Genomic DNA, 23,725 nt, shown 5'->3' with positions numbered 1-23,725 from the left:
AATACTTATCAGAAATGAACGTGCAGTGTCAGGGCGAGTTGAACCAATCCTGAGAAGAGACGAAATGCACACCCATATCGTTCATGCGCATCCCGAGCCGAAATCCTACAATGGCGCTCTCACGCGCGCCGCAGAAAAGGCGCTGATACAACACGGCGGCAGCGTCACCATCAACGATCTATACAACCCCGCGTTTGACCCGGTGGAGGGCAGTCAGCATTACGCGAGCCGCGTGGCAGGCGATTATTTTGCACCGCTCGCCGAGCAGCGCCACGCTTGGCGCACCGACAGCTTGCCCAAGGATGTCCTGACGGAAATCGGCAACCTTAAACAGGCGGACCTCGTTATTTTGCAGTTTCCACTGTGGTGGCACAGCGCGCCTGCGGTTCTCAAAGGGTGGATGGATCGCGTCTTTGTCAGCGGTGGGCTCTACACCAGTCAGATGCGTTATGGCACGGGCTACTTCAGGGGGCGCCGCGCCCTCGTCTCTGTGACCACAGGTGCCCCCCGCGCCGCATTTGGCCCAGGCAGCCGAGGGGGCGATTTCGAAACGATGCTCTGGCCCATCCACTATTCGCTGCATTACATGGGGTTCTCGGTTCTGCCGCCCTTTGTCTCCTATGGCGTGCAGGGACATGGCTACAGCTACGAGGATCAAAGCATTGTCGAAGAGCGGTTGAGGGGAAACCTCGGCGCATGGGCCTCGCATCTCGCAGCGCTGGATGAGGTCGAACCGCTGCGATTCCCTGATTGGTCCGACTGGGACGAGAACGGCGGTGCGGTCGGGTAGTTGTGAAGGCGATTGGTTGACCGCTAAGACCGGCCTGCGCCCGACACAGATCGCCCGGTCAGAGGCACCGGTTCAGCCGAGTACGGCAGAATATTCGCGTTGTCGGGATGGGATTTGGTGGAGCCTAGGGGGATCGAACCCCTGACCTCTTGCATGCCATGCAAGCGCTCTCCCAGCTGAGCTAAGGCCCCATCTTGTCAGGCTAACCAGCCTGTGCGCCGCTACTTATGCAAAGCTTCGGGCGGGATCAAGCGGAAAAATCCCGCCCCGAAGATATCAGCTGTCTTCGTCTTCCGACGCGACATCCGCGATGTCGTCGAGCGACACGTTTTCGTCATCATCGTCCAGCACTTCTGCATCGCCATCAAGCGACGCCTCTTTGAGCTTTTTGGTCTCGGCATCCTCGCTGTCGGCGCTGATCGAACGGCTCTTGCCGAGGTTCAGCTCAACGACTTCGCCCGTGTAGGGGCTGACGATCGGATCCTTGTTCAGGTCGTAGAAACGCTTGCCGGTGGTCGGGCAAACACGTTTTACACCCCATTCTTCCTTGGGCATGGGTCATCCCTTTCAATTCTGAGGTCTTGTCGACGGTTCGCGCCACCTGCCATAACAAGGCACAGGTGTCAAAGGCTTTGATCACCGCAGGTAGCATGAGGCATTCGGCGATATGGGGCAAGTGACACTTCCGGGCAACCCCCCGATTGATGTGGTGATAAAACGCTCGGCCCGGGCGCGGCGGATTTCGCTGCGGGTTTCGGGGATCGACGGGACGGTGTCGATGACATTGCCGCGCGGAATTTCCGAAGCGCAGGGCGTGGATTTCGCCCGCGAAAAGGCCGACTGGCTGCGTGGGCATCTGGCGGGGCGGCCCGATCTCGTGGCGGTGGCGCATGGGGTGGATGTACCGGTGGCGGGAGAGATGCTCACCGTCGCGCCTGCCTCGTCGGGCCGTGCCATTCGCGTGTCGGAGGGGAAGATATGGGTGCCCGGACCGGATGAACAGGTCGGGCGGCGGGTGCAAAGCTGGTTGAAAACACTGGCGCGTGACCGGTTGGTACAAGCCTCGGACCGCTATGCCGCGCTGCTCGGCACAGAATACAGCGGGATCAGTTTACGCGATACGCGGTCGCGGTGGGGGTCTTGTTCGTCGCGCGGCGGGCTGAGCTATTCTTGGCGGCTGATTCTCGCGCCAGCCGAGGTGCTCGACTATGTGGCGGCGCATGAGGTGGCGCATCTGCGAGAGATGAACCATTCCGCGCGATTCTGGGCCCTGGTTGAAAAGCTCGACCCCGAGTTCGAAGCCTCGCGGAGATGGCTTCGGACGCATGGCGCAGCATTGCACAGGTATCGCTTTGATATTGACGCCGACGCGCGCTGAGGCACATGGTCGCGATATGTTGCTCACACCCCGCACCGATCCCTCGCCTTCGGCCCATGACCGCGTTTATCGCGGCTTGCGGTCGCGAATCATGCATGGCGAGATCGCGCCCGGTCAGGCGCTGACCATTCGCGGCGTCGGCGAAGAGTTTGGCGTGTCGATGACGCCTGCGCGCGAAGCGGTGCGGCGGCTGTCGGCGGAGGGCGCGCTGTCGATGTCCTCGTCGGGCCGGGTCTCGACGCCGGAGCTGAGCCCCGAGCGGATGGAAGAGCTCGCGGCCTTGCGGGCGTTGTTGGAGGTGGAGCTGGCCAGCCGCGCCCTGCCCCGTGCCCATATCGCGCTCATCGACCGGCTGCAGTCGATCAACGCGCGGATCAACGAGGAAATCGCCCGTCAGGATGCGGTGGCCTATATCCGGCGCAATCTGGAGTTTCACCGCACGCTCTATCTGCGGGCGCAAGCGCCTGCCATGCTGGCCATGGCGGAAACCGTCTGGTTGCAATTGGGGCCGACGATGCGGGCGCTCTATGGGCGGCTCTACCGAAAAACCGCGCCGCAGCATCACCGCACGATCATCGCCGCGCTCAAGGCTGGGGACGAGCCGGCATTGCGGCTCGCCGTGCGGTCAGATGTGACGCAGGGTCTGCGGATGCTGGTGCGCTAGGCCGGCGGATCAGGCCGCCAGCCCCTTGTCGCCCATGGCGAGGAATTTCTCGCGGCGGTCGCGAATCAGCGCGTCGCGGTCCTTGCCCTTCAGCTCGCCCAGCAATTTGCGCAGCGTAACACCCACGGCGTTGATGGCCGCGCGACCATCGCGATGCGCCCCGCCCATCGGCTCGTCGATGACGTGATCCACGACGCCGAGACGTTTGAGATCCTGCGCCGTGAGTCGCAGCGCCTCGGCGGCTTCGCGCATCTTTTCGGCATCTTTCCACAGGATCGACGCACAGCCTTCGGGGGTGATCACCGAATAGACGGAATGTTCGAGCATCGCGACACGGTTGCCGGTGGCAAAGGCTACGGCCCCGCCCGACCCGCCTTCGCCGATGATGACGCTGATGAGGGGCACGCCCACTTGCAGGCATTTCTCGGTCGACCGGGCGATAGCCTCGGACTGCCCGCGTTCTTCGGCACCTTTGCCGGGATAGGCACCGGGGGTGTCGACCAGCGTGATGATCGGCAGGTTGAACTTGTCGGCCATTTCCATCAGGCGGATCGCCTTGCGATAGCCTTCGGGGCGAGCCATGCCGAAATTGCGTTCGATGCGGCTCTTGGTGTCGCTGCCTTTTTCCTGACCGATGACGACGACCGGCTGATCGTCGAGACGGGCCAGACCGCCCATGACGGCGTGATCATCGGCAAAGTTCCGGTCACCGGCGAGCGGCGTGTATTCGGTAAAGAGCGCCTTGATGTAATCTTGGCAATGCGGCCGCTCGGGATGGCGCGCCACCTGACATTTGCGCCACGCGCTCAGGTCACGGTACATGTCCTTGAGCAGCTCTGCCGCCTTCTTGTCCAACGCGCCGGCCTCGGCTTCGACATCGACACCTTCGCCTGCCCGCGCCATGGCGCGCAGCTCTGCCGCCTTGCCTTCGATCTCGGCCAGGGGTTTTTCAAAGTCGAGATAATTGGTCATTTACACGCTCCACCTGATGCGTTGGCCTATATGGCCGTTACGTCATTCTTTTGCAATCATCCCAGATCGAGAAAGGCCCGCAAGCCGATTTCGGGCGAAGCGAGCACCGGCGTGGCGAGATCGGCGAGCCGGGGTGCCGCCCCGGCCATGGAGGCCTGAGCCAGAACGATTGCCGCGAGATCATCGACAGATTTGACCGCTTCGCGCAGTTGGGTGGCGATGACGGCCTCAAAAGCTTCTTGCTGGCCCGCCTCAAAGAGCGCCCAGAACGGGGCAAGCGAGAGCGTGTGCACCCGTGTCTTTCGGTCCTGTGCCGCGAGCGCCCGGTCGAGCAGCTCGACGCTCGGGGCGAGGGTGCTGTCGAGACAATAGGCGAGGAGGATAGAGCCTTCTTTCTCTGCCGCCAGCACCGCCGCGCGTTCCATCATCGGCGCGTCGATGCGCATTGCGCCCAGCTCTTCCGCCAAGGGGCCGAGCGTCGTGCAGCTGCACATAACGGGGCCGTCCGCCGCCGCGATGAGCTGCGCCAGATCCGCGCGCACGGCCTCTGGTCCCTGATCGAGCGCGGTGGCGAGAAGATCGGGGCGCACCTTATGAGTCAGCGGCGCGCCCGGCGCGATGGCATCGCGCAACGCCTTGAAGCGGTCGCGATGCAGGGCTGCGGTGTGCAGGATCGTATGGGCCATTCCGTGCGTGCCTCTGTGCTGGCTCTATCCCGCGGGCCATAGCACGGGAATGAGCGTCGCCACCAGAAGGGCCGCCATCACGCGGTTGAAAATCCGCAGACGCTGCGGGCTCTTGAGAAAGCGGCGCATTTCCTGACCGATCACCGTCCAGCTTGTCGTCGAGATCAGCGAGACCGCCACAAAGACCGCCGCGACCCAGAGCACCGCTTCGAGATTGCGGCCGGTGGCATAGAGGATGATTGCCGAGAGCGACATCGACCAGGCCTTGGGATTGACCCATTGAAAGGCCGCCGATTGCAGGAAGCTCAGCGGCTTCCCCTCGGTCGCCGCCTGTTCCGGGGGCGCGGCATTGGCGATCTTCCACGCGAGATAGAGCAGGTAGACCACGCTCAACAGCTTGAGCAGTGTGTAGGAAAGCGGCCAGAGATCAAAGACCTGCATGACCCCGACCCCGACGAGGAACACCATGCTCGGGAAGCCGATTGTGATGCCAAGCATATGCGGCACCGTGCGACGAAAGCCGAAATTCGCGCCCGAGGCCATCAGCATGAGGTTGTTCGGCCCCGGCGTGATGACGGTCACGAAGGCAAAGGTGGCGAGCGCGGTCAGCAGATCAAAGGTCATGGGGCACCGGGGATAGGTCAGGTTGAGGCACAATCTTATGCTGAACGTGGCGCAAGCGGGTTGCGAATTGTTGCGCCGGACAATTCATTCTGCAATTATTAGGCATGATAGACCAGATTTCAGACCACATATTGCAAGAACTTTCGCGCAATGGCCGGATCAGCAATATCGAGCTGGCCGAGAAAGTGGGGCTTTCGCCCTCGGCCTGTCTGCGCCGGGTGCAGGATCTCGAACGGCGCGGCGTGATCGCGGGCTATCGCGCCCGGATCGACCGGGGCGCGCGGGGCATCGGCTTTGTCGCCTATGCGACCGTTGGGCTCAACGCGCATACAAAGGCGGCGCAGCAGGCGTTCGAGCGGGCGATGGAGGCCGCGCCGGAAGTGGTCGAGTGTCATAACATCACCGGTGCGGTCGAATATCTCTTGCGCATCGAAGTGGCCGACCTGCCCGCATACAAGGCGTTTCATACCGATGTGATCGGCACCTTGCCGCAGGTCAACGCCATCACCTCCTATGTGGTCATGGGCTCGCCCAAGGATGCGCGGGCGTGATGGTACTTTTCCCTCGGGACGTGGCGCGGTAAGGCTTGACCATGGAAACTCTGCCGCAACTCTATGATCGCCTGACCGCCTCGGGCGAGCTGACACCCGACCCCGCGCAGCTGGCTGCGCTGCCCGAGTTCGAGCGCATTCGCGCCGCGCTCGACACGCCCGCAAAGACGGGCTGGTTCCGCAAGGCGCCAGAGCCGCCCAAGGGGCTCTATCTCTGGGGCGGTGTGGGGCGCGGCAAATCCATGTTGATGGATATGTTCGTAGCCTCGCTCGATGTGCCGTCACGCCGGGTGCATTTCCACGCCTTCATGCAGGAAATCCATGCCGGGATGCATGCGGCCCGCCAAAAGGGCATCGAGGATGCGCTGGCCCCGGTGGCGAAATCGGTGACGGATGAGCTGCGGCTCTTGGCGCTGGACGAGATGCAGATCACCGATATCACCGATGCGATGATTGTCGGGCGGCTCTTTGAGGCAATGTTTGCGGCGGGGGTGGTGGTGGTCACCACGTCGAACCGGGTGCCGGATGACCTCTACAAGGACGGGCTTAATCGGCAGCTGTTCCTGCCCTTCATCGACAAGCTCAAACAAAATCTCGTGGTGCATGAGCTGGCCTCGCCCAAGGATTACCGGCAGGACCGGATCGCGGGGAGCCAGACCTATTTCACCCCGGTGAATGCCGAAAGCCGCGCCAAGATCGACGACATCTGGCAGAGCCTGACCGGCGGCGCGGCCAAGCCGCACAGTCTGATCGTGCAAAAGCGCGAGGTGCTGATCCCGGCCTTTCACAACGGGGTGGCGCGGGCGAGCTTTTACGATCTCTGCGGCAAGCCGCTTGGCCCGGCGGATTATCTGGCGCTGGCCGAGGCCTGTCGGGTGTTGGTGCTGGAAAACATTCCGCAGCTCAGCCGGTCGAATTTCAACGAGGCCAAGCGGTTTGTGACACTGATCGACGCGCTCTACGAGGCGCGGGTCAAGCTCATCTGTTCGGCGGCGGCGGCCCCGGAATATCTCTATGTCGAGGGCGAAGGCACGTTCGAATTCGAGCGCACGGCAAGCCGGCTGCGCGAGATGCAGTCACAGGACTGGGCGCAGGGCTGATCAGACGCGGGCAATCTCGTCGAGAAGCGCCGGCAGTGCCGAGAGATCGGCAATCTCACGAAACCTCGGGGCGGTTTGCGGGCTGGCCTCGGCCTCGTAGTCCCAGCTGAGCTCTTGCGGCACATGGATGCCCCAGCCGCCCGCCGCAATCATCGGCGCCACATCCGAGCGCAGAGAATTGCCAACCATAGCGGCGCGATCTGGTCCAGGGCCGTGGCGGGCGAAGAGCCGCGTGTAAATCTCGGGCGTCTTGTCGCTGACGATCTCGACCGCATCGAAGAGATCGCCGAGACCCGATTGCGCGAGCTTGCGCTCTTGGTCCCAAAGATCGCCCTTGGTGATGAGCACGAGGTGATACTCCGCCGCGATCTGCTGAAGCGTGTCGCGCGCATGGGGCAATAGCTCGATCGGATAGCGCAGCATGTCCTGGCCCGCCTGCAACAGCTCGGACACCACATGCCCGGGCACCGCGCCATCGGTGACCTCGACGGCGGTTTCCACCATGGACAAAACGAAACCTTTGACCCCAAAGCCATAGAGGCCGAGATTGCGCTTCTCCGCCGATTTGAGCCGTTCGACCATGTCCAGCGCATCGGAATAGGGCGCGAGCAGATCGGCAAACCGGTCATGGGTGAGGCGAAAATACCGCTCATTATGCCAAAGCGTGTCATCCGCATCGACGCCGATTGTCTGCAATTTTGGCATGTTCTTCCCTCTGTCAGGTGACGCGCCTCTTTTCATACCCGTGCAAGAGGCTATATACACCCCGTTGACACAGGCGCCCCGGGACCAATCTTTGTTGGTATGACACGACAGGTTTTTCAGCTCAATTCCAGCGGACAGGACGATGGAGATGGTCATATCTCCGTCGCCGTCGCGACGCGCCCCAAGACAAAGCGGCCGCCGCTCTACAAGGTGTTGCTGCTCAATGATGATTACACGCCCATGGAATTCGTCGTGCATGTGCTCGAACGGTTCTTTGGCATGACCCATGCCGAAGCCTTCGAAATCATGCTGACCGTTCACAAGAAGGGCGTCGCGGTGGTCGGGGTGTTCAGCCATGAGATCGCCGAAACCAAGGTCGCGCAAGTGATGGATTTCGCGCGCCAGCATCAGCATCCGCTGCAATGCACCATGGAAAAAGAATAGCCACGTGACCGGTCTTCGACTGTCTCTTGCGCTCGACGAGTTCGGGCTGTCCCTGCCCGACGCCGGGGCCATCGTGATCCGCAATCCCGTGCAGGGGGCCGATCTGTCGGCGCTGCCGCGCGACCGTTCGGTGGTGGTCACCGGGTTTCAGCCCGATTTCACCCATTTCGAACAGCAGGGGTTCCGCTGTGTCACTGAGTGGGATGAGCCCGCCGCGCTGACGCTGGTCTGCCTGTCGCGGGCCAAGGACAAGACCCGCGCCGCCATCGCCCGCGCTAGTGCGCAAAGCGGCGTGGTGGTCGTGGACGGGGTCAAGACGGACGGGGTCGATGCGGTGCTGCGCGACTGCCGCAAGCGGGCCGATTTGTCTGGCCCGGTGAACAAGGCGCATGGCAAGCTTTTCTGGTTCACAGGTGACGCGACGGCCTTTGCCGATTGGGCCGCTCAAGGCCCGCGCGAAGTGGCACCGGGGCTGACCACGCTGCCGGGCGTGTTTTCCGCCGATGGGATCGATCCGGCGTCCGAGGCACTGGCCAATGCATTGCCTGCCAAGCTTGGCCGTGACGTGGCCGATCTCGGGGCGGGCTGGGGTTACCTGTCCTCCCGCATCCTGCAGATCGAGGGGATCGAGACGGTGCATCTGGTCGAGGCCGAGCATGATGCCCTCGCCTGTGCCCGGCGCAATCTCGACGATGCGCGCGCGCAGTTCCACTGGCAGGACGCACGCAATTGGACGCCCGACGCGCGGCTCGACGCGGTGGTGATGAACCCGCCGTTTCACACCGGCCGCACCGCCGAGCCCGAGCTGGGCCGCGACTTTATCCGGGCAGCGGCACGGCTGCTCAAACCGTCGGGGCAGCTCTGGATGGTGGCCAATCGCCACCTGCCCTATGAGACCACGCTTGGCAGCTGTTTCGGCGATGTCGCGCTTGTCACCGGCGACAATCGGTTCAAGATTTTCCACGCGCGCCGCCCATCTCGCCAAGCGGGATGAATTGACCTAGGCTGCGCCGCGAAGGCACCGGAAGAGGAACGTTTTCCATGGCATTTTCACTCAGCGGCAAGACCGCGATCGTCACCGGCGGGGCCAATGGAATCGGGCTCGCCATCGGGCGGCACTTTGCCAACAAGGGCGCGAATGTGATGCTCGCCGATATGGACGAAGAGCGGCTGATCAAGGAGCTTGGCAGCCCCGAGGAGAGCGATACGCTACGCTATTTCGCCGGCGATTTGCGCGAAAAGCTCACGCTGGCAAACCTGCTCTCGGCGACGGTGGATGCGTTTGAGACGGTTGATATTCTGGTCAATGCCTCGCGTCAGGTGGTCGAATCCGAGCCGCTCGATCCCGATGATGACGGCGTCGAGATGCTGCTTCAGCAGAACTTGATGACCTCGCTGCGGCTGTCGCAAATGGTGGCCAAACGGATGATCAAGCAATCCGAGGGCCAAGAGGGCAACGGCTCGGCGGGCGCGATCGTGAACCTGTCGTCGATTGCCGCGCGTCATGCCAACCCGCGGCTGATGGCCTATTCGATCTCGACCGCCGCGCTGGATCAGATGACCCGCTCGCTGGCCGTGACGCTGGCCCCGCATCGCATCCGGGTCAACGCGCTGGCCTTTGGCTCGGTGATGAGCGCGTCCTTGCAAGAGGCGCTCAAGGAGAACCCCGAGGCGCGCAAGGAGATCGAGAGCAACACCCCGGTGGGACGGATTGCCCCATCGACCGAGCTCACGGAAACGGTGCAATATCTGGCCAGCGATGCGTCAAGCTTCATGACCGGTCAGGTGGTGACGCTGGATGGCGGGCGCACATTGTTGGACCCCGTTTCAACCCCGGCACATTAAGACACGATGACCCAAGATCTTCCCGAAGAAAAATCCCGCGCCGCCGCGTGGTTCCGCGCATTGCGCGACGAGATCGTCGATGCCTTCGAAGAGGTGGAGACCCGACATGAGGACGGCCCGCGCGCGGATCAGCCTGCGGGACGGTTCGAGCTGCGTGACACCAAACGCACGGCTGAGGACGGGTCGGACGCGGGTGGCGGCCTGATGAGCGTGATGCGCAACGGACGGGTCTTCGAAAAAGTGGGCGTCAATGTCTCGGAAGTGCATGGCAGGCTGAGCCCTGCGGCGCAGAAATCCATGGCGGCGCGTGGCGTGCCGGGGATCGCAGAGAACCCGAGCTTTTGGGCGTCGGGGATTTCGCTGGTGGCGCATATGCAGAACCCGCATGTGCCCGCGGTCCATATGAACACGCGGATGTTCTGGACGCCCGGGGCATGGTGGTTTGGCGGCGGGGCGGACCTCAACCCCTGTCTCGAATATGACGAGGACACGGCGCATTTCCACAGCACGCTGCAATCCCATCTCGACCCGCATGATCCGGCGCTTTACCCCGATCTCAAACGCTGGGCGGATGAATATTTCTATATCCCCCATCGTGGACGGGCGCGGGGCGTGGGCGGCGTTTTCATGGATGACCGCAACAGCGGTGATTGGGAGGCGGATTTCGCGCTCACCCAAGACATCGGCCGCGCCTTCTTGCCCGCCTATCTGCCGCTGGTCGAGCGGCGCCGGGGTCAGACCTGGACCGAGGCTGACAAAGAGGCGCAGCTCGTCCATCGTGGGCTCTATGCGGAATATAACCTCGTCTATGACCGGGGCACGAAATTCGGCCTCGCCACCGGGCACGACCCGGATGCGGTGCTGATGTCACTGCCGCCGCTGGCCAAGTGGGTCTGACGCGCGCACCCATCACCAGGTAAGATCAACCCAGACAAGCCGGTGGCGGCTGGCGGCCTCTGCGCGCGCGGCCTCTGGCCCGGTGTTGGGCCCGGTCTTGGGCCAATGCACGCCTGAAGCGGCAACCTCCCAATCGCGCGACGGCAGGATGTAGTCGACGCGCATCGGTCCGGTCTGGGGCCAGTGGACGGTAGTCATCTCAGTGCCGTCGCCATGAGACGGCCTCGGGTCTTGCAGGCGCGGATCGCCGAGAAGCGTCCGGATCGCGGCCTTGCGCCCCTCGCCGCGCTGCGGGTCTTGGTTGGCATCGCCCATGAGCACAAAGCGGCCCTCGGGCATCGGACCGAGGCCGCCATCTAACTCACCGGCCAGAACATGTTGCCAGAACATCAGCTGATCATGATTGCGGCGGCCGTTCCGGTCCTCTGGCCCATCGAATACCGGCGGTCCCGCGTGAAAGGCAAAGAGGGTGATCCGCCCTTGCGGCGCTGTCACCTCAACCCGCCATTGTGCCACAGAAGCGAGCCGCAGATCGCGCAGCACAGCGGCCGGAAAGAGCGGCGCGCCCGTGTCCTCGAACAGAAGGGCATGGGGTAGGTCGACCCAGAGAAATCCGCTCAGGTCTTGCGCCGCCGCAATCGGATAGCGGGACAACAGAGCCATGCCGCCCTCACCCCGGAACCGGCCAAAGCCCTGCGCATCCTCAGGCTCGCCCAAGCGGCCATCACCATCGAGATCATGACCGGAGGCGAGGCCGCTATTGGGTGGCGGGGCGTAGCGATAGGGCAGGCTATAACCCGCCTGGGCGATGCGGCTCTGCAGGGCCAGAAGCGCGAGGTGATCGGCGTCATGGTCGACGCCTTGCAGCAAGAGGATATCCGGGGCGTGGTCCGCGATGATCTCGGCCACCGCATCCGCCTGCGCATCGCCGCGCCGCAGATCCCGGAGCAAGATCCCCGGCCCGGCACGCGAGAGTTCGACATTCCATGTGGCGAGACGCAGCGTGTCAGCCCCTGCCCCGCCCGCCCAAAAGAGCACGCTGAGCCAAAGGACGAAGGTAGTGATTAGGCGATTTGCAGCTCGGGCTCGGCCTCGGCCTTGGCATAGGCGCGCTGGCGCTTCTGGCTGATCAGACCGGCGATCCGGAACATGGCGACACCGCGCATGATCAGGCTCGCCGGAAGAAAGGCCCAAGCGCAGGTGATCCAGATCAGGTTGAGAGGCAGCAGATATCCCACTTTCTCCGCGAAATTCGTGATCAGCACGAGACCGACCGGGATCAAGAATGGCAGGACAAACCCTAAGGAAACGTTAAGCCCGGCATCGCGCTGCAGCCGGTCCACCACATCGCCGCCGCCGGTCGGGTCAAAGAGCGGCAGGTTGAGGCAGACGTTGAACGCGCCATTGCGCACGGGCCAACCAAAGAACAGGACCATCATCAGGAAGGTCAGCGCCATCATCATCGCGGCGGCATAGCTCACCCCGGCGGCGCTGCGCACGGCGTCGATCGATTTGGCATCCGCGCCCACCGGCATCAGGTTGGTCATCGAGCGCACGGGCGAATAGGGGAAGTCGAGCGCATTGCCGATCACACGGCCGAGCCCCGCCGCCAGATCCGAGATCGGCGCCGCTTCTATCGGGCTGCGCGCTGTGAGTGACAGAAACAGGACCGTGGCCGCGATAAAGCCGAATTTCAGCCGGTTGTACGGGGGCGCAAAGCGGAATTCGAGGATGCTGGTCGAGCTGCCGTTATATTCGATAAAGACCATGATGGCCGCCACAAAGGCGGTGGCCACGACCATCTGCGATGTGTCCTCGGCCACGCCGGGGACGATCAGCGAGGGCATTGCAACCAGCAACACCATCAAGAATGCGCGCGTCAAAGCGCCAGTCAGCCGTGCTAACACTGCCATTTCCCTTCAAACTGGCCCAGCGCGGTGCATTGCCTCGCCGGTGTCCCAACTTGATGTCGCCTGTGACGGCGATATGCCTCAATTATGTCCAAATCTTGCCTTCTTTCCGCAGACGCCTCAAGACTCGGTAGAAACAAATTCAATTTTTACGGCTATTTAAGGGCGCAACTGGTGCGGGATTACATCACGCAAAGCTCGCAAATGTGGCAAGGCGCGGAGCAACCACAAGATGTAGGCAAGCGCCTCTGAGCGACCACCAAAAAGGCCACCCGAACGTGACGGGCGGCCTTAATATCTGTTTAATCTTTTTGTCCGGCCCTGCCGAAACATGCGCGTTAAAGCTGTCTTCAGGACCCTTCAGAGGCGGGAAAGCCTGCCCGCGACCCTGCCAAACAAGGTCGCGGCCTGCCTTATAGCCCGGTCAGACCCAGGGGCGCTCTGCCCCAATTGTGGCCTCAAAGCTGTCGATCGCACTGGCCTTCTCCAAGGTCAGGCCGATGTCATCGAGCCCTTCCATCAGACAATGCTTTTTGAACGAATCGACCTCAAAGGCAAAGCTCTCGCCATCCGAAGTGGTCACGGTCTGCGCCTCGAGATCCACGGTCATCCGGGCATTCGCCCCTTTCTCCGCGTCCTTCATCAACACATCCACCTGCTCTTGCGGCAGGGCGATGGGCAGGATGCCGTTCTTAAAGCAGTTGTTGTAGAAGATATCGGCAAAGCTCGGCGCGATGACGCAGCGAATGCCGAAATCCTTGATCGCCCAAGGCGCGTGTTCGCGGCTCGAGCCACAGCCGAAATTGTCGCCCGCCACGAGGATTTCCGCGTCGCGATAGGCCGGCTGGTTGAGCACGAAGTCGGGGTTCTCGTTGCCCTGACGGTCATAGCGCATCTCGTCAAAGAGGTTCACACCAAGACCCGACCGCTTGATCGTCTTCAGGAACTGCTTGGGGATGATCATATCGGTGTCGATATTGACCAGCGGCATGGGCGCCGCGATGCCCGTGAGTTTTTCGAACTTTTCCATTACATCATCTCCCGCACATCGGTCAGCTTGCCGGTCACCGCGGCGGCGGCGGCCATCGCCGGGCTCATCAGGTGGGTCCGACCCTTATAGCCCTGCCGCCCTTCGAAATTCCGGTTCGAGGTCGAGGCACAGCGCTCGCCCTCGCTGAGCTGATCGGGGTTCATGGCAAGACACATGGAACAGCCCGCAAGCCGCCATTCAAACCCGGCCTCCTTGAAGATATCTGCAAGTCCCTCTTCCTCGGCCTGTGCCCGTACGAGGCCCGAACCCGGCACCACCATGGCGCGCAGACCTTCCTTGATCTTGCGTCCCTTGAGCACGGCGGCGGCGGCGCGCAGATCCTCGATCCGGCCATTGGTGCAAGAGCCGATAAAGACGGTGTCGATCTCGACCTCGCTGAGCGGCATGCCCGGGGTCAGCCCCATGTAATCGAGCGACCGCTGCGCAGCACCGACCTTGCCGCCGGTGAAATCGCTGGCGCTCGGCACATTGGCGGTGATCGGCAGCACATCCTCAGGCGAGGTGCCCCAGGTGACGACCGGCGCGATGTCTTCGCCCTTGATGGTCACGACCTTGTCCCAATGGGCGTCATCGTCGGAATAGAGCGTCTTCCACCAGGCCAGCGCCGCCTCCCAGGCAGCCCCTTTCGGCGCATGGGGGCGACCCATGACATACTCATAAGTCTTTTCATCCGGCGCGATGAGACCGGCGCGCGCACCACCTTCGATCGCCATGTTGCAGACGGTCATGCGACCTTCCATCGACAAATCGCGGATCGCTTCGCCGCAATATTCGATGACATAGCCGGTGCCGCCGGCGGTGCCGGTTTCGCCGATCACCGACAGGGTGATGTCCTTGGCGGTCACACCGGGGCGCAGCTTGCCGGTGATCTCGACCTTCATATTCTTGGATTTCTTCTGGATCAGCGTCTGGGTGGCGAGCACATGCTCGACCTCCGAGGTGCCGATGCCATGGGCCAGCGCACCAAAGGCGCCATGGGTCGCGGTGTGGCTGTCACCACAAACCACGGTCATGCCCGGCAGGGTCCAGCCCTGCTCGGGGCCGACGATATGCACGATACCCTGACGGATGTCGCTGACCGGATAGTAGTGGATGCCGAAATCCTTGGCGTTCTTGTCGAGAGCCTCGACCTGAATGCGGCTGTCCTCGGTCATGGTGGCCGCATTGGCGCGGTCAAGCGTGGTCGGCACGTTGTGATCCGGCACGGCAATGGTCTTGTCCGGTGCGCGCACGCTGCGGCCCGCCATGCGCAGCCCTTCAAAGGCCTGCGGGCTCGTCACCTCGTGAACGAGATGGCGGTCGATATAAAGAAGGCAGGTGCCATCATCGGCTTCATGCGCCACATGGGCATCCCAGATTTTGTCGTAGAGCGTTTTGGGGGACATGCGTCCTCTCCCCGTATTTTGGATGGAAAACTTGCGTAATCTGTCTCGGCCCGCCTTATAGGCTGGCTAGAATCGTCAGGGTCGCACCAAAAAACCGCCAAGGCAGGCGCGCGCGATCATCCATGTCGAAAATCCGTGTCATGACAGATCAGATACAGTCTCGGCCCGAGTCTATCAAGAGCCAGCCGCTGCCCCGCGCCCCTGTTTCTTCTGGCGCAAAATATCCCGGGGTCCGGGGCAGAGCCCCGGCGCCCGCCTGCCCGCTCAATCCGGCGAGAGCATATAGCCCTCGCCGCGCACGGTCTGTAGGTATCGCGGCTGTTTCGGGTCGGTTTCGATCTTGCGCCGCAGCCGGGTGATCTGGACATCCACAGCGCGCTCCTGCGCCTGGCCCTTGTCGCGGCCCAAATCCTCGACAAGCTTGGCGCGGCTCACCGGCTGGCGCAGGTTGTCGGTAAAAATCCGCATGAGCTGGGTTTCGGTTGCGGTCAGTCGGATGAGTTCTTCCCCGCGCAGAAGCTCGGATCGCTCGATGTCATAGCGGGCCGCCCCGAGGTTGAGGATCTTCGGCAGCACCGCATCGGGTTCCGGCTCGGGCATGCGGCGCAGGATGGCGTTGATCCGTAGCAAGAGCTCGCGCGGCTCAAAGGGTTTGGCGAGATAATCATCCGCCCCCGCCTCGAGCCCGGCAATCCGGTCGCTGGTCTCGCCCTTGGCGGTGAGCAACAGGATCGGCGTGGCCAGCGTGGCGCGCAGATCGCGGGTCAGGCTCACCCCGTCTTCGCCGGGCATCATCACATCCATGACGATGAGATCAAATTCGAGCCCGGCCAGAACCCGGCGGGCATGGGCGGCGTCGCGGGCGGCCGAGACCAGAAACCCGTGCCGCATGAGAAACTTGCGCAGAAGTTCGCGGATACGTTCATCGTCATCGACGATGAGAAGATGGGGGGCGGGATCGCTCATGTGCCGGCCTCGCGGATCGCGTGGTAGCGGCGGCGCATGTCGCTGTCCATCATCGCCTCGAGCACCTGACGAAAGCCGGTGACGGCGTCGGGCCCGGCGGCACGAAAGGCGGCGCGCATCCGGGCGCGCTGGGCATCGCTGAGCTTGCGCTCGAGCGTCTCGCCCTCTTCGGTGAGATAAAGATGACGTTCGCGTTTGTCGCGGGTGCCGACGCGGCTCTCGACAAGACCATCCTCGATCAAGGTGCGCAGCACCCGGTTGAGCGACTGTTTGGTCACGCCGAGAATCGCCAGCAGATTGTTGACCGTGGTGCCCGGGCTGCGCGCGATGAAATGGATCGCGCGGTGATGGGCGCGACCATAGGCCATGGTTTCGAGAATGCGGTCGGGGTCCGCGGTGAAGCCGCGATACGCAAAGAACATTGCCTCGATCCCCTGACGCAATTGCTCATCCGTCAAAAACAGCAGCGCTTCGCCGCCCTTCACCTCTGCCATCACAGCCCCTCACCCCGTCATTACCTTTTACAGGTTAAGTCAGCTTTGTTGACACTCCAAGAGCAAACTGGTAGCGATTCGCAGTTTCCGCGCAACTTTATGCCCGATACGGACATATTTGGCGCAACAATCGCAAAGATCGGCTGAAGGGATCGAAACAATGGCTGGCTATGATGACCGCGACGGCAAAATCTGGATGGATGGTGAACTCACCGATTGGCGTGGGGCCAATGTCCATATCCTGACCCACGCATTGCATTATGCCAGCTCGGTATTCGAGGGCGAACGCGCCTATAATGGCAAGATCTTCAAAAGCCGCGAACATTCCGAGCGTCTGCATTTCTCGGCGGGCGAGCTCGATTTCAAAATCCCCTATTCGGTGGACGAAATTGAGGCCGCGAAACAGGCCGTTCTCGAGGCCAACGGCTTTACCGATGCCTATGTGCGCGCGGTGGCCTGGCGCGGCGCGGGCGAGGATATGGGTGTCGCCTCGGCGCGCAACCCGGTGCATCTCGCCATCGCGGCCTGGGAATGGGGCGCCTATTACGGCGATGCCAAGATGAAGGGCGCCAAGCTCGACATCTCGAAATGGAAACGCCCGAGCCCCGAGACGATCCCGGTCCATGCCAAGGCGGCAGGTCTCTACATGATCTGCACCACGTCGAAACACGCGGCCGAGGCCAAGGGCTGTTCGGATGCGCTCTTCATGGATTATCGCGGCTATGTGGCCGAGGCGACCGGCGCCAATATCTTCTTCGTCAAGGATGGCGAAGTGCACACGCCGAAACCCGATTGTTTCCTCAACGGGCTGACCCGTCAGACCGTGATCGGCATGCTCAAGGATCGCCAGATCAAGGTGCATGAGCGCCACATCATGCCCGAAGAGATGGAAGGGTTCGAGCAGTGCTGGCTCACCGGGACCGCCGCAGAGGTGACACCCGTGGGGCAGATCGGCGACTATACGTTCGAGGTTGGCGCGCTCACCCGCGAGATCGCGGAAGCCTACGAAAAGCTGGTGCGCAGCTAAGCTGTCATCGCGTCTGAACGACCTGCAAGGCCCGGTGGAGACACCGGGCCTTTTGCGTATCTGGCTCCAAGTCTGGGGCCTCGGCTGTCACGGAAGTTTTGCCAAAGTTTCAACTTCCATTCGGCCCGCGGTTACAAAGCGCCGCGATGGTCCGCGCTACCCACTCACCCGATTTTCGCGAGGACCTCATGACCAAGCTCATCCGCCCCACCCGCCGTGCCGTACTGGCCTCTGGCACCGCCTTTACCGCCATGCTGGCCGCACCGTCGATCAGTCGTGCCAATGCGCGCCCCGTCTTTACCCATGGTGTTCAGTCCGGCGATGTCGATGCCAGCTCGGGCATGATCTGGACGCGCACCGACCGGCCGGCGCGGGTGATGATGGAGGTCTCCACCACCGAGAGCTTTGCCAATGCGCGGCGTCTGACCTCGCTCGATGCGCTGCCGTCGAGCGACCTGACGATCAAGCGTCTGGTGGACGGACTGCCAGCGGATCAGGATATCTTCTACCGCTTCACCGCCCATGACCTGTCGGACATCAACGCGGTGAGCGAGCCTCTGGTCGGTCAGTTCCGCACCGCCCCCACCGCGCGGCGCAACATCCGCTTTGCCTGGTCCGGTGACACCGCCGGTCAGGGCTGGGGCATCGACGATCAGGGCATGGCCACCTATGCGACCATGGCGAGCCATCGCCCTGATTTCTTTATCCATTCCGGCGACACGATCTATGCCGACGGGCCGATGCAGGACGAGGTCGAGAAGGACGGTCAGGTGATCTGGAAGAACGCCGTTCTGACCGATGACAAGCGCAAGGTGGCCGAGAGCCTCGACGAGTTCCGCGGCCAGTGGAAATACAACATGATGGACGAGCATGTGCGCGCGATGAACGCCGTGGTGCCGACCTATTACCAGTGGGACGATCACGAGGTGGTCAACAACTGGTCGTCGTCGCGCAGCCTGATGGAGGACGATCGCTATAGCGAGAAATCGGTCTTCAACCTGCAGGCCCGGGCCACCCGCGCCTTCCACGAAATGACCCCGCTGCGCATCACGCCAGAAGAGCCTAACCGCGTGTATCGCAAGGTTTCTTACGGTCCGATGCTAGATATTTTCTTCCTCGATATGCGGAGCTATCGGGGGCCGAACAGTGACAATCTGCAGACCGAGATGTCGGATGAGACGCGCATTCTCGGGGTGGATCAGGTGGCTTGGCTCAAGCGCGAGCTGACCCGGTCGAACGCCACCTGGAAGGTCATTGCCTCGGACATGCCGATCGGTCTGGTGGTCGGTGGCGGCCAAGAGGCCGTGGGCAATGGCGATGATGGTGCGGCCAAGGGGCGGGAACTCGAGATCGCGGATCTGCTGCGCTTCATCAAGAATGCCGATGTGAAGAACACCGTCTGGCTCACCGCCGATGTGCATTACACCGCGGCGCATCACTATAGCCCGGATCGTGCGCAATTTCAGGAGTTTGCGCCGTTCTGGGAGTTCGTGTCGGGGCCGCTTCATGCGGGGACATTCGGGCCGAACCCGCTCGATATGACCTTTGGGCCGGAGGTGAAATTCATCAGCGCGCCGAGCGAGGAGCAGGGGCAGAACCTGCCGCCGTCGGCCGGGTTGCAGTTCTTTGGGCTGGTCGATCTCGACGCCCAGACGCAGCAAATGACCGTGCGGTTGATGGACCGGGCGGACAAGGAGCTTTGGAAAATCACGCTCGATCCCGAGGTCGCCGCGTTTTGATCAACTCCCCCGGACAGCGAAGGGGCGGCCCGGAGGCCGCCCTTTTTGCATGTCGGCAACGCGTCGGTATTACGACGGTAAGACGACTGTCAGCCTGGCGACATGCCGCGCAGCCGTTCCGAGCGGCGGCGGAGCAGTTCGACGGTGGTCAGGAGCGCGATGGAAATCACCACGAGGATCGTCGCCACGGCAAGGATCGTCGGGCTGATCTGTTCGCGCAGACCGGTGAACATTTGCCACGGCAGGGTCTTCTGGCTCGCCGAGCCGACGAAGAGCACCACGACCACCTCGTCAAAGGAGGTGATGAAGGCAAAGAGACCGCCCGAGATCACGCCGGGCAGGATGAGCGGCATCTGCACCCGAAAGAAGGTGGTCACCGGGTTCGCGCCCATATTGGCCGCCGCCCGGGTCAGCGAGCGGTCGAAGCCCACCAGCGTCGCGGTCACGGTGATGATCACGAAGGGGATGCCGAGAACGGCATGGGCGAGGATCACTTTGACATAACCCACGAAGTTCTTGCCGAGCCCGACGGTGCCTTCGAGGAAGTTGCCGATGTCGGAGTAGAAGAAGAACATGCCGGTGGCCGAGATGATCAGCGGCACGATCATCGGCGAGATCAGGATCGCCATGATGGCGCGACGGCCGGGCACATGGCTCTGGCTCAGGCCGATGGCGGCGAGGGTGCCGAGGCTCACCGAGATGATCGTGGCGATAGGCGCGATGATCAGCGAGTTCTTGAAGCTGCGCTGCCATTCATTGTTGGTGAAGAAGTCGCGGTAATGTTTGAGGCTGTAGCCATCGGGATCGAGGCGGAGCATTTCCGGGGTGAAGGTAAAGAAATCCTCGGCGTTGAAGCTCAGCGGCATGACCACGATGATCGGCGTGATCAGGAAGATGAAGATCGCGCCACAGATCACCCGGAAAGTATAATGCCAGAGCACCTGTTTGGCGGTGGCATAGGGCGGCAGTTTGGCCCGGTAGCGGCCTTCATAGAGCCAGAAGATGAACCAGCCGAAGAACCAGCCGACAAAGATGCCGAGGAGCATCAAGGGCAGCCCGCCAAAGAGCGAGCCGAGCAGGATGAAGAGACCGACGGTCAGCCAGCGGGCCAGCGCCTCATTGTCAAAGCGCGGCAGGATCAGCGCCAGCACCGCGAGCAGCGCGCCACCCGCGAGGATGCCGATGGCGCCAGAGCCATTGGCGGTGCCGACAAAGAGGCCGAGAAGCCCGCCCACCGCCGCCGTTGTGGCGGCGACGAAGCTGAGGGGTTTGCGGGAAATGGTTGTCAGTTTCATATCGCTTACCCCAGCTTCACGTTGTCGATGCCGACAATCTTGTCATAGGCCCAGTAGAGCAGCAGCACCACGATCAGCAGGATCGTCCCCAGCGCCGCCGCCAAGCCCCAGTTGAGCGAGCTCGAGATGTGGTAGGCGATCCGGTTCGAGATGAAGACACCCTTGGTGCCGCCGACGATCTCGGGCGTGATGTAATAGCCGATGGACAGGATGAAGACGAGGATCGAGCCAGCGCCGATGCCCGGCACGGTCTGCGGGAAATAGACCCGCCAGAAGGCCGTCCAGTTGGTCGCGCCAAGGCTCTTGGCGGCGCGCAGATAGCTCGGCTGGATGGTCTGCATCACCGAATACATCGGCAGGATCATGAAGGGCAGCAGGATATGCGTCATGGCGATGATCGTGCCGGTCTGGTTGTTGATCAGCACCAGCCGGTCGGCGTCGTTTACCATGCCAAGCCAGACGAGCACCTCGTTGATGACGCCCTGTTGTTGCAGCATCACCTTCCAGGCCGAGGTCCGCACCAGAAGCGAGGTCCAGAAGGGCAAGAGCACGAGGATCATTAGCAGGTTGGCCGAGCGCATCGGCAGGTTGGCGAGGATCCAGGCCACCGGATAGCCGAGCAGGATGCAGGACCCGGTGATGATCAGCGACATGATCAGCGTGCGGATGAAGAGCTTGACCAGGATACGTTTGTCCTCGGGCTGGGCCTGCGCGCCCTCAGGCGTTTTGCGCATGTCCACCGCGTTCAGGAAATAGCCGCTGGTGTAGGGCGCGGCATGGGTCTGGATCGTGCGCCATGTGGCGACATTGGCCCAGTCCTTGTCGATATCGGCGAAGATCGCGGCAAAGTCGGGGGCGGTTGCCGCGCCGCTCGCGGCCAGCGCCTTGAGCCGGTCGGCCTCGGGGCCGGAATAGCCGGTGACATCCGCCGCGGCGAGATCGGCGGCGAGCGCCACATAGACCGATTCAATCGGCTTGGCCTTGGCCATGTCCTTTTCGTCGACCAGTTCGGTCATCACCGCAAAGGCGGTATAGGTGCGCGCGGTGAGCGGCAGCAGTTCGGAAATCTCGGTGCTTGGCGCGAACTCCGGCAGACCGGGAAGGCGGGTGTCGTCGAGCCGGGCGAGACGGGCCTTTTGCGCCTTGACCAGAGCGGTGTCGCGGTCGGCAGAGGGATCGCCGGTCATCAGGCTCAGCCATGTGGCGGAATCGGTCCAGCCGTCATCGACGCCCTGGAAAGCCTTGCGGTAGTCCTTGCCCGGATCGTCGAGCTTGCGCCCCGATTGCCGGAAGAGCGAGGACATGCCGGTGCTTTCATAGTTCAGCCGTGTGCCGAGGCGGGTGTGCCGCTTGAGCTCGGCGGCGAGAAACATATCGAAATAGAGCGCCTGATAAACCGGTTCGCCGGGCAATTGGTCGGTGGTGCCATCCCATTGCGCGAGCTGTTCGGTGGTATAGGGCAGCGTGTTTTCGACGATCTCGTTCTCGACCGAGCGGAACAGCATCGAGACGATCGGCACGATGAAGGACAGCAGCACAAAGACCAGCAGCGGCGCGATGAGCATCAGCGCGCGCATCTTCTGCATCCGCAGGGCGCGGGCCAGGCTGCGCTTTAGCGGCGTGCCGTCGGCGGCCAGCACCGGGCCGCTCTTGGCCACCTTCAGCCCGTCGTCGGGTGTGGGGCCGCGCTTGGCGGTGGTGGCATCACTTGCATCACTCATCTCAGGTCCCCTCGACCAGTGTGATTACGCTCGTGGCGGTGCGCTTGCGGATCTCGGCCACCTGTTGATAGGCGGGATCATTATACGCGGCGCGCGCGGCCTCGTAGCTTGGAAATTCGATCACGACATGACGGTCTTCGCAGCGGCCTTCGGGCGTTTCCGAGGCCCCGCCCCGGACGATGAACCGGCCCCCCATTCCTTCGAGGATTGGCGTGTCCCGGTCGACATACTCTTGGTAGGCCTCGGGATCGTGCACGGTGATATGGCCGATAATATAGCCCTTGGGCATGGTCTGCGGTCGTCCCTGTCATGCGGCGCGGGCCATGCGTGCAGCCCGTGCTCTTTTGGGTGGTGGATGGGGGCGCGGCAGGCGCGCCCCCGACCCTATCTTATTGTGCGAGCCAGGCTTGGAACTTGGCGTCGATGTCGTCGCGATAGTCAGCCCAGAACTCGTAGTTGTAGAGGAACGTGTTCTTGGCATTGTTGGGATCGGTCGGCATATGGGGTGCCATGTCGATGCCCAGCTCAGCGTGTTGACCCACCAGCGGTGCCGAGGACTTACGCGCCGGACCGTAGGAGATGTATTTCGCCTGATCGGCGAGACGCTGGGTGTCGGTCGCGAACATGATGTAGTCCAGCGCCTGCTGTTTGCGCTCTTCGCTCAGACCGGCGGGGATGATCCAGCCGTCGAGATCGAACACCTGCGCGTCCCAGAGCATGGCGACGGGCTGTTTCTGCTCTTCGATCACGCTGAACAGACGGCCGTTATAGGTCGAGCCCATGACAACTTCGCCATCGGCGAGAAGCTGCGGCGTGTCGGCACCGGCGGACCACCAGATGACGCTGTCCTTGATGGTGTCGAGCTTGGCGAGAGCCTGATCCTGACCTTCGTCGGTGGCGAGAACGTCATAGACGTCATCCTTGGCCACGCCGTCGCAGAGCAGCGCCCATTCCATGTTGTTGATCGGGCGTTTCTCGAGGCTGCGCTTGCCGGGATAGGTTTCCAGGTCGAACACGTCGCAGATGTCATCCGGGGGCGTGTCGCCGACCATGTCGGTGCGATAGCCGAAGGTGGTCGAGTACACGATCTGCGGGATGAAGCAATCGCCCACCAGCAGGTCGCCGAAATCCTCGGAGGCCGGGGTGCCGTCGGGGGCGGCAGCGAGATGCTCGTCCGGGTCGATTTCCATCGCCAGACCTTCGTCGCAAAGGCGCAGCGCGTCGGCGGCCACAACGTCGACCACATCCCAGGTGATGTTGCCGGCTTCGTTCATGGCGCGCAGCTTGGCCACGGCTTCGTTCGAGCTGTCATCGTTGATGATCTTGACGCCGGTCTTTTCCATATAGGGTTCGTGATAGGCGTTTTGCTGCGATTTGGAGTAGGCCCCACCCCAAGACACGATGGTCATTTCCTGAGCCGAAGCGGCCCCTGCGGCAACGGTCAGGGCCGTCGTCGTCAGAAGAGTTTTGGTCAAAGTCAT

26 protein-coding genes and 1 tRNA gene are annotated in these 23,725 nt (G+C 62.5%); 11 read left to right on the top strand and 16 right to left on the bottom strand.

Going from position 1 to position 23,725, the window contains the following annotated elements; translation table 11 throughout:
- Positions 1–64 precede the first annotated feature (64 nt).
- The gene (locus ISM_RS07985; RefSeq protein ID WP_009813626.1) at positions 65–790 is read left to right on the top strand and encodes an NAD(P)H-dependent oxidoreductase; all 726 of its coding nucleotides are present in this window, start codon (positions 65–67) and stop codon (positions 788–790) included.
- A gap of 115 nt (positions 791–905) precedes the next feature.
- Here the strand turns inward: ISM_RS07985 and ISM_RS07980 are convergent.
- Positions 906–981, bottom strand: a tRNA-Ala gene (locus ISM_RS07980).
- An 85-nt stretch (positions 982–1,066) separates the two neighbouring features.
- On the bottom strand, positions 1,067–1,345 hold the full coding sequence (locus tag ISM_RS07975) for a TIGR02300 family protein (protein WP_009813625.1): 279 nt from the start codon (positions 1,343–1,345) through the stop codon (positions 1,067–1,069).
- Positions 1,346–1,457: 112 nt separating this feature from the next.
- On the opposite strand from ISM_RS07975, the gene ISM_RS07970 reads away from it, so the two are divergent.
- Both ISM_RS07970 and ISM_RS07965 read left to right on the top strand, forming a co-directional pair.
- The gene (locus tag ISM_RS07970) at positions 1,458–2,168 is read left to right on the top strand and encodes a M48 family metallopeptidase (RefSeq protein WP_009813624.1); all 711 of its coding nucleotides are present in this window, start codon (positions 1,458–1,460) and stop codon (positions 2,166–2,168) included.
- 16 nt (positions 2,169–2,184) lie between these two features.
- Positions 2,185–2,832 carry a GntR family transcriptional regulator gene (locus ISM_RS07965; RefSeq protein ID WP_009813623.1) on the top strand — a complete coding sequence of 216 codons (648 nt, stop codon included), beginning with the start codon at positions 2,185–2,187 and terminating at the stop codon, positions 2,830–2,832.
- A 9-nt stretch (positions 2,833–2,841) separates the two neighbouring features.
- Here the strand turns inward: ISM_RS07965 and ISM_RS07960 are convergent, their stop codons facing one another.
- From ISM_RS07960 to ISM_RS07950, 3 genes are read right to left on the bottom strand one after another with little or no spacing between them, the layout of a single operon-like run.
- Positions 2,842–3,804: an acetyl-CoA carboxylase carboxyltransferase subunit alpha gene (locus ISM_RS07960; protein WP_009813622.1), complete on the bottom strand. Its 963-nt coding sequence runs from the start codon at positions 3,802–3,804 to the stop codon at positions 2,842–2,844.
- Between the two features lie 56 nt (positions 3,805–3,860).
- Positions 3,861–4,490 carry a hypothetical protein gene (locus tag ISM_RS07955; protein WP_009813621.1) on the bottom strand — a complete coding sequence of 210 codons (630 nt, stop codon included), beginning with the start codon at positions 4,488–4,490 and terminating at the stop codon, positions 3,861–3,863.
- A gap of 24 nt (positions 4,491–4,514) precedes the next feature.
- Positions 4,515–5,114 (bottom strand): LysE family translocator, encoded by a 600-nt coding sequence (locus ISM_RS07950; RefSeq protein WP_009813620.1) that lies wholly within the window; start codon positions 5,112–5,114, stop codon positions 4,515–4,517.
- A gap of 104 nt (positions 5,115–5,218) precedes the next feature.
- Here ISM_RS07950 and ISM_RS07945 point away from each other — a divergent pair, with 104 nt between their 5' ends.
- On the top strand, positions 5,219–5,665 hold the full coding sequence (locus ISM_RS07945; protein ID WP_040617952.1) for an Lrp/AsnC family transcriptional regulator: 447 nt from the start codon (positions 5,219–5,221) through the stop codon (positions 5,663–5,665).
- Between the two features lie 41 nt (positions 5,666–5,706).
- Positions 5,707–6,765 (top strand): cell division protein ZapE, encoded by a 1,059-nt coding sequence (zapE, locus tag ISM_RS07940; protein WP_009813618.1) that lies wholly within the window; start codon positions 5,707–5,709, stop codon positions 6,763–6,765.
- Here zapE and ISM_RS07935 read toward each other — a convergent pair whose 3' ends face one another.
- On the bottom strand, positions 6,766–7,470 hold the full coding sequence (locus ISM_RS07935; protein WP_009813617.1) for an HAD family hydrolase: 705 nt from the start codon (positions 7,468–7,470) through the stop codon (positions 6,766–6,768).
- Positions 7,471–7,569: 99 nt separating this feature from the next.
- On the opposite strand from ISM_RS07935, the gene clpS reads away from it, so the two are divergent.
- The 4 genes from clpS to hemF are packed head-to-tail and all read left to right on the top strand — an operon-like array spanning position 7,570 to position 10,656.
- Positions 7,570–7,914, top strand: a complete 345-nt coding sequence (gene clpS, locus ISM_RS07930; protein ID WP_009813616.1) for an ATP-dependent Clp protease adapter ClpS — start codon at positions 7,570–7,572, stop codon at positions 7,912–7,914.
- A gap of 4 nt (positions 7,915–7,918) precedes the next feature.
- Positions 7,919–8,908: a class I SAM-dependent methyltransferase gene (locus ISM_RS07925; protein ID WP_009813615.1), complete on the top strand. Its 990-nt coding sequence runs from the start codon at positions 7,919–7,921 to the stop codon at positions 8,906–8,908.
- A 47-nt stretch (positions 8,909–8,955) separates the two neighbouring features.
- Positions 8,956–9,759 (top strand): SDR family NAD(P)-dependent oxidoreductase, encoded by an 804-nt coding sequence (locus ISM_RS07920; RefSeq protein WP_009813614.1) that lies wholly within the window; start codon positions 8,956–8,958, stop codon positions 9,757–9,759.
- A gap of 6 nt (positions 9,760–9,765) precedes the next feature.
- The gene (gene hemF, locus ISM_RS07915; RefSeq protein ID WP_009813613.1) at positions 9,766–10,656 is read left to right on the top strand and encodes an oxygen-dependent coproporphyrinogen oxidase; all 891 of its coding nucleotides are present in this window, start codon (positions 9,766–9,768) and stop codon (positions 10,654–10,656) included.
- 12 nt (positions 10,657–10,668) lie between these two features.
- Here the strand turns inward: hemF and ISM_RS07910 are convergent, their stop codons facing one another.
- The 6 genes from ISM_RS07910 to ISM_RS07885 form a co-directional block, all read right to left on the bottom strand.
- Positions 10,669–11,694: an endonuclease/exonuclease/phosphatase family protein gene (locus ISM_RS07910; RefSeq protein ID WP_009813612.1), complete on the bottom strand. Its 1,026-nt coding sequence runs from the start codon at positions 11,692–11,694 to the stop codon at positions 10,669–10,671.
- Positions 11,695–11,720: 26 nt separating this feature from the next.
- Positions 11,721–12,521, bottom strand: a complete 801-nt coding sequence (locus tag ISM_RS07905) for a hypothetical protein (protein ID WP_254655666.1) — start codon at positions 12,519–12,521, stop codon at positions 11,721–11,723.
- 469 nt (positions 12,522–12,990) lie between these two features.
- Entirely contained in the window at positions 12,991–13,596 is a 606-nt protein-coding gene (gene leuD, locus ISM_RS07900) for a 3-isopropylmalate dehydratase small subunit (protein ID WP_009813610.1), read from the bottom strand.
- On the bottom strand, positions 13,596–15,002 hold the full coding sequence (gene leuC, locus ISM_RS07895; RefSeq protein ID WP_009813609.1) for a 3-isopropylmalate dehydratase large subunit: 1,407 nt from the start codon (positions 15,000–15,002) through the stop codon (positions 13,596–13,598). Before leuC ends, leuD begins: the two co-directional genes overlap by 1 nt.
- 264 nt (positions 15,003–15,266) lie before the next feature.
- Positions 15,267–15,968, bottom strand: a complete 702-nt coding sequence (locus tag ISM_RS07890; protein WP_009813608.1) for a response regulator — start codon at positions 15,966–15,968, stop codon at positions 15,267–15,269.
- Positions 15,965–16,462: a MarR family winged helix-turn-helix transcriptional regulator gene (locus ISM_RS07885; RefSeq protein WP_009813607.1), complete on the bottom strand. Its 498-nt coding sequence runs from the start codon at positions 16,460–16,462 to the stop codon at positions 15,965–15,967. Before ISM_RS07885 ends, ISM_RS07890 begins: the two co-directional genes overlap by 4 nt.
- 160 nt (positions 16,463–16,622) lie before the next feature.
- On the opposite strand from ISM_RS07885, the gene ISM_RS07880 reads away from it, so the two are divergent.
- Together ISM_RS07880 and ISM_RS07875 are read left to right on the top strand one after the other, a co-directional pair.
- The gene (locus tag ISM_RS07880) at positions 16,623–17,489 is read left to right on the top strand and encodes a branched-chain amino acid aminotransferase (protein WP_009813606.1); all 867 of its coding nucleotides are present in this window, start codon (positions 16,623–16,625) and stop codon (positions 17,487–17,489) included.
- A gap of 188 nt (positions 17,490–17,677) precedes the next feature.
- A complete protein-coding gene (locus ISM_RS07875) occupies positions 17,678–19,228 on the top strand; it encodes an alkaline phosphatase D family protein (protein WP_009813605.1) in 1,551 nt (516 codons plus the stop codon).
- Positions 19,229–19,317: 89 nt separating this feature from the next.
- Here the strand turns inward: ISM_RS07875 and ISM_RS07870 are convergent, their stop codons facing one another.
- From ISM_RS07870 to ISM_RS07855, 4 genes are all read right to left on the bottom strand, one after another.
- Positions 19,318–20,523, bottom strand: a complete 1,206-nt coding sequence (locus tag ISM_RS07870) for an ABC transporter permease (RefSeq protein ID WP_009813604.1) — start codon at positions 20,521–20,523, stop codon at positions 19,318–19,320.
- 5 nt (positions 20,524–20,528) lie between these two features.
- Positions 20,529–22,244: an ABC transporter permease gene (locus ISM_RS07865; RefSeq protein WP_009813603.1), complete on the bottom strand. Its 1,716-nt coding sequence runs from the start codon at positions 22,242–22,244 to the stop codon at positions 20,529–20,531.
- A 1-nt stretch (position 22,245) separates the two neighbouring features.
- A complete protein-coding gene (locus tag ISM_RS07860; RefSeq protein WP_009813602.1) occupies positions 22,246–22,533 on the bottom strand; it encodes a DUF1330 domain-containing protein in 288 nt (95 codons plus the stop codon).
- Positions 22,534–22,633: 100 nt separating this feature from the next.
- Positions 22,634–23,725, bottom strand: a complete 1,092-nt coding sequence (locus tag ISM_RS07855) for an extracellular solute-binding protein (RefSeq protein WP_040617951.1) — start codon at positions 23,723–23,725, stop codon at positions 22,634–22,636.

It is taken from the genome of Roseovarius nubinhibens ISM (assembly GCF_000152625.1).
In the GTDB taxonomy this organism is placed as follows: Bacteria; Pseudomonadota; Alphaproteobacteria; order Rhodobacterales; family Rhodobacteraceae; genus Roseovarius; species Roseovarius nubinhibens.
Note: the sequence above shows the minus strand (reverse complement) of the source record. Positions and strands in the feature narration are given on the sequence as shown.

Bases quoted from the DNA above. Each gene is read 5' to 3' on its own strand.
- ISM_RS07985 (WP_009813626.1), top strand. From the start codon at position 65: ATGCACACCCATATCGTTCATGCGCATCCCGAGCCGAAATCCTACAAT.
- ISM_RS07975 (WP_009813625.1), bottom strand. From the start codon at position 1,345: ATGCCCAAGGAAGAATGGGGTGTAAAACGTGTTTGCCCGACCACCGGC.
- ISM_RS07970 (WP_009813624.1), top strand. From the start codon at position 1,458: ATGGGGCAAGTGACACTTCCGGGCAACCCCCCGATTGATGTGGTGATA.
- ISM_RS07965 (WP_009813623.1), top strand. From the start codon at position 2,185: ATGTTGCTCACACCCCGCACCGATCCCTCGCCTTCGGCCCATGACCGC.
- ISM_RS07960 (WP_009813622.1), bottom strand. From the start codon at position 3,804: ATGACCAATTATCTCGACTTTGAAAAACCCCTGGCCGAGATCGAAGGC.
- ISM_RS07955 (WP_009813621.1), bottom strand. From the start codon at position 4,490: ATGGCCCATACGATCCTGCACACCGCAGCCCTGCATCGCGACCGCTTC.
- ISM_RS07950 (WP_009813620.1), bottom strand. From the start codon at position 5,114: ATGACCTTTGATCTGCTGACCGCGCTCGCCACCTTTGCCTTCGTGACC.
- ISM_RS07945 (WP_040617952.1), top strand. From the start codon at position 5,219: ATGATAGACCAGATTTCAGACCACATATTGCAAGAACTTTCGCGCAAT.
- zapE (WP_009813618.1), top strand. From the start codon at position 5,707: ATGGAAACTCTGCCGCAACTCTATGATCGCCTGACCGCCTCGGGCGAG.
- ISM_RS07935 (WP_009813617.1), bottom strand. From the start codon at position 7,470: ATGCCAAAATTGCAGACAATCGGCGTCGATGCGGATGACACGCTTTGG.
- clpS (WP_009813616.1), top strand. From the start codon at position 7,570: ATGACACGACAGGTTTTTCAGCTCAATTCCAGCGGACAGGACGATGGA.
- ISM_RS07920 (WP_009813614.1), top strand. From the start codon at position 8,956: ATGGCATTTTCACTCAGCGGCAAGACCGCGATCGTCACCGGCGGGGCC.
- hemF (WP_009813613.1), top strand. From the start codon at position 9,766: ATGACCCAAGATCTTCCCGAAGAAAAATCCCGCGCCGCCGCGTGGTTC.
- ISM_RS07905 (WP_254655666.1), bottom strand. From the start codon at position 12,521: ATGGTGTTGCTGGTTGCAATGCCCTCGCTGATCGTCCCCGGCGTGGCC.
- leuD (WP_009813610.1), bottom strand. From the start codon at position 13,596: ATGGAAAAGTTCGAAAAACTCACGGGCATCGCGGCGCCCATGCCGCTG.
- leuC (WP_009813609.1), bottom strand. From the start codon at position 15,002: ATGTCCCCCAAAACGCTCTACGACAAAATCTGGGATGCCCATGTGGCG.
- ISM_RS07890 (WP_009813608.1), bottom strand. From the start codon at position 15,968: ATGAGCGATCCCGCCCCCCATCTTCTCATCGTCGATGACGATGAACGT.
- ISM_RS07885 (WP_009813607.1), bottom strand. From the start codon at position 16,462: ATGGCAGAGGTGAAGGGCGGCGAAGCGCTGCTGTTTTTGACGGATGAG.
- ISM_RS07880 (WP_009813606.1), top strand. From the start codon at position 16,623: ATGGCTGGCTATGATGACCGCGACGGCAAAATCTGGATGGATGGTGAA.
- ISM_RS07875 (WP_009813605.1), top strand. From the start codon at position 17,678: ATGACCAAGCTCATCCGCCCCACCCGCCGTGCCGTACTGGCCTCTGGC.
- ISM_RS07870 (WP_009813604.1), bottom strand. From the start codon at position 20,523: ATGAAACTGACAACCATTTCCCGCAAACCCCTCAGCTTCGTCGCCGCC.
- ISM_RS07865 (WP_009813603.1), bottom strand. From the start codon at position 22,244: ATGAGTGATGCAAGTGATGCCACCACCGCCAAGCGCGGCCCCACACCC.
- ISM_RS07860 (WP_009813602.1), bottom strand. From the start codon at position 22,533: ATGCCCAAGGGCTATATTATCGGCCATATCACCGTGCACGATCCCGAG.
- ISM_RS07855 (WP_040617951.1), bottom strand. From the start codon at position 23,725: ATGACTTTGACCAAAACTCTTCTGACGACGACGGCCCTGACCGTTGCC.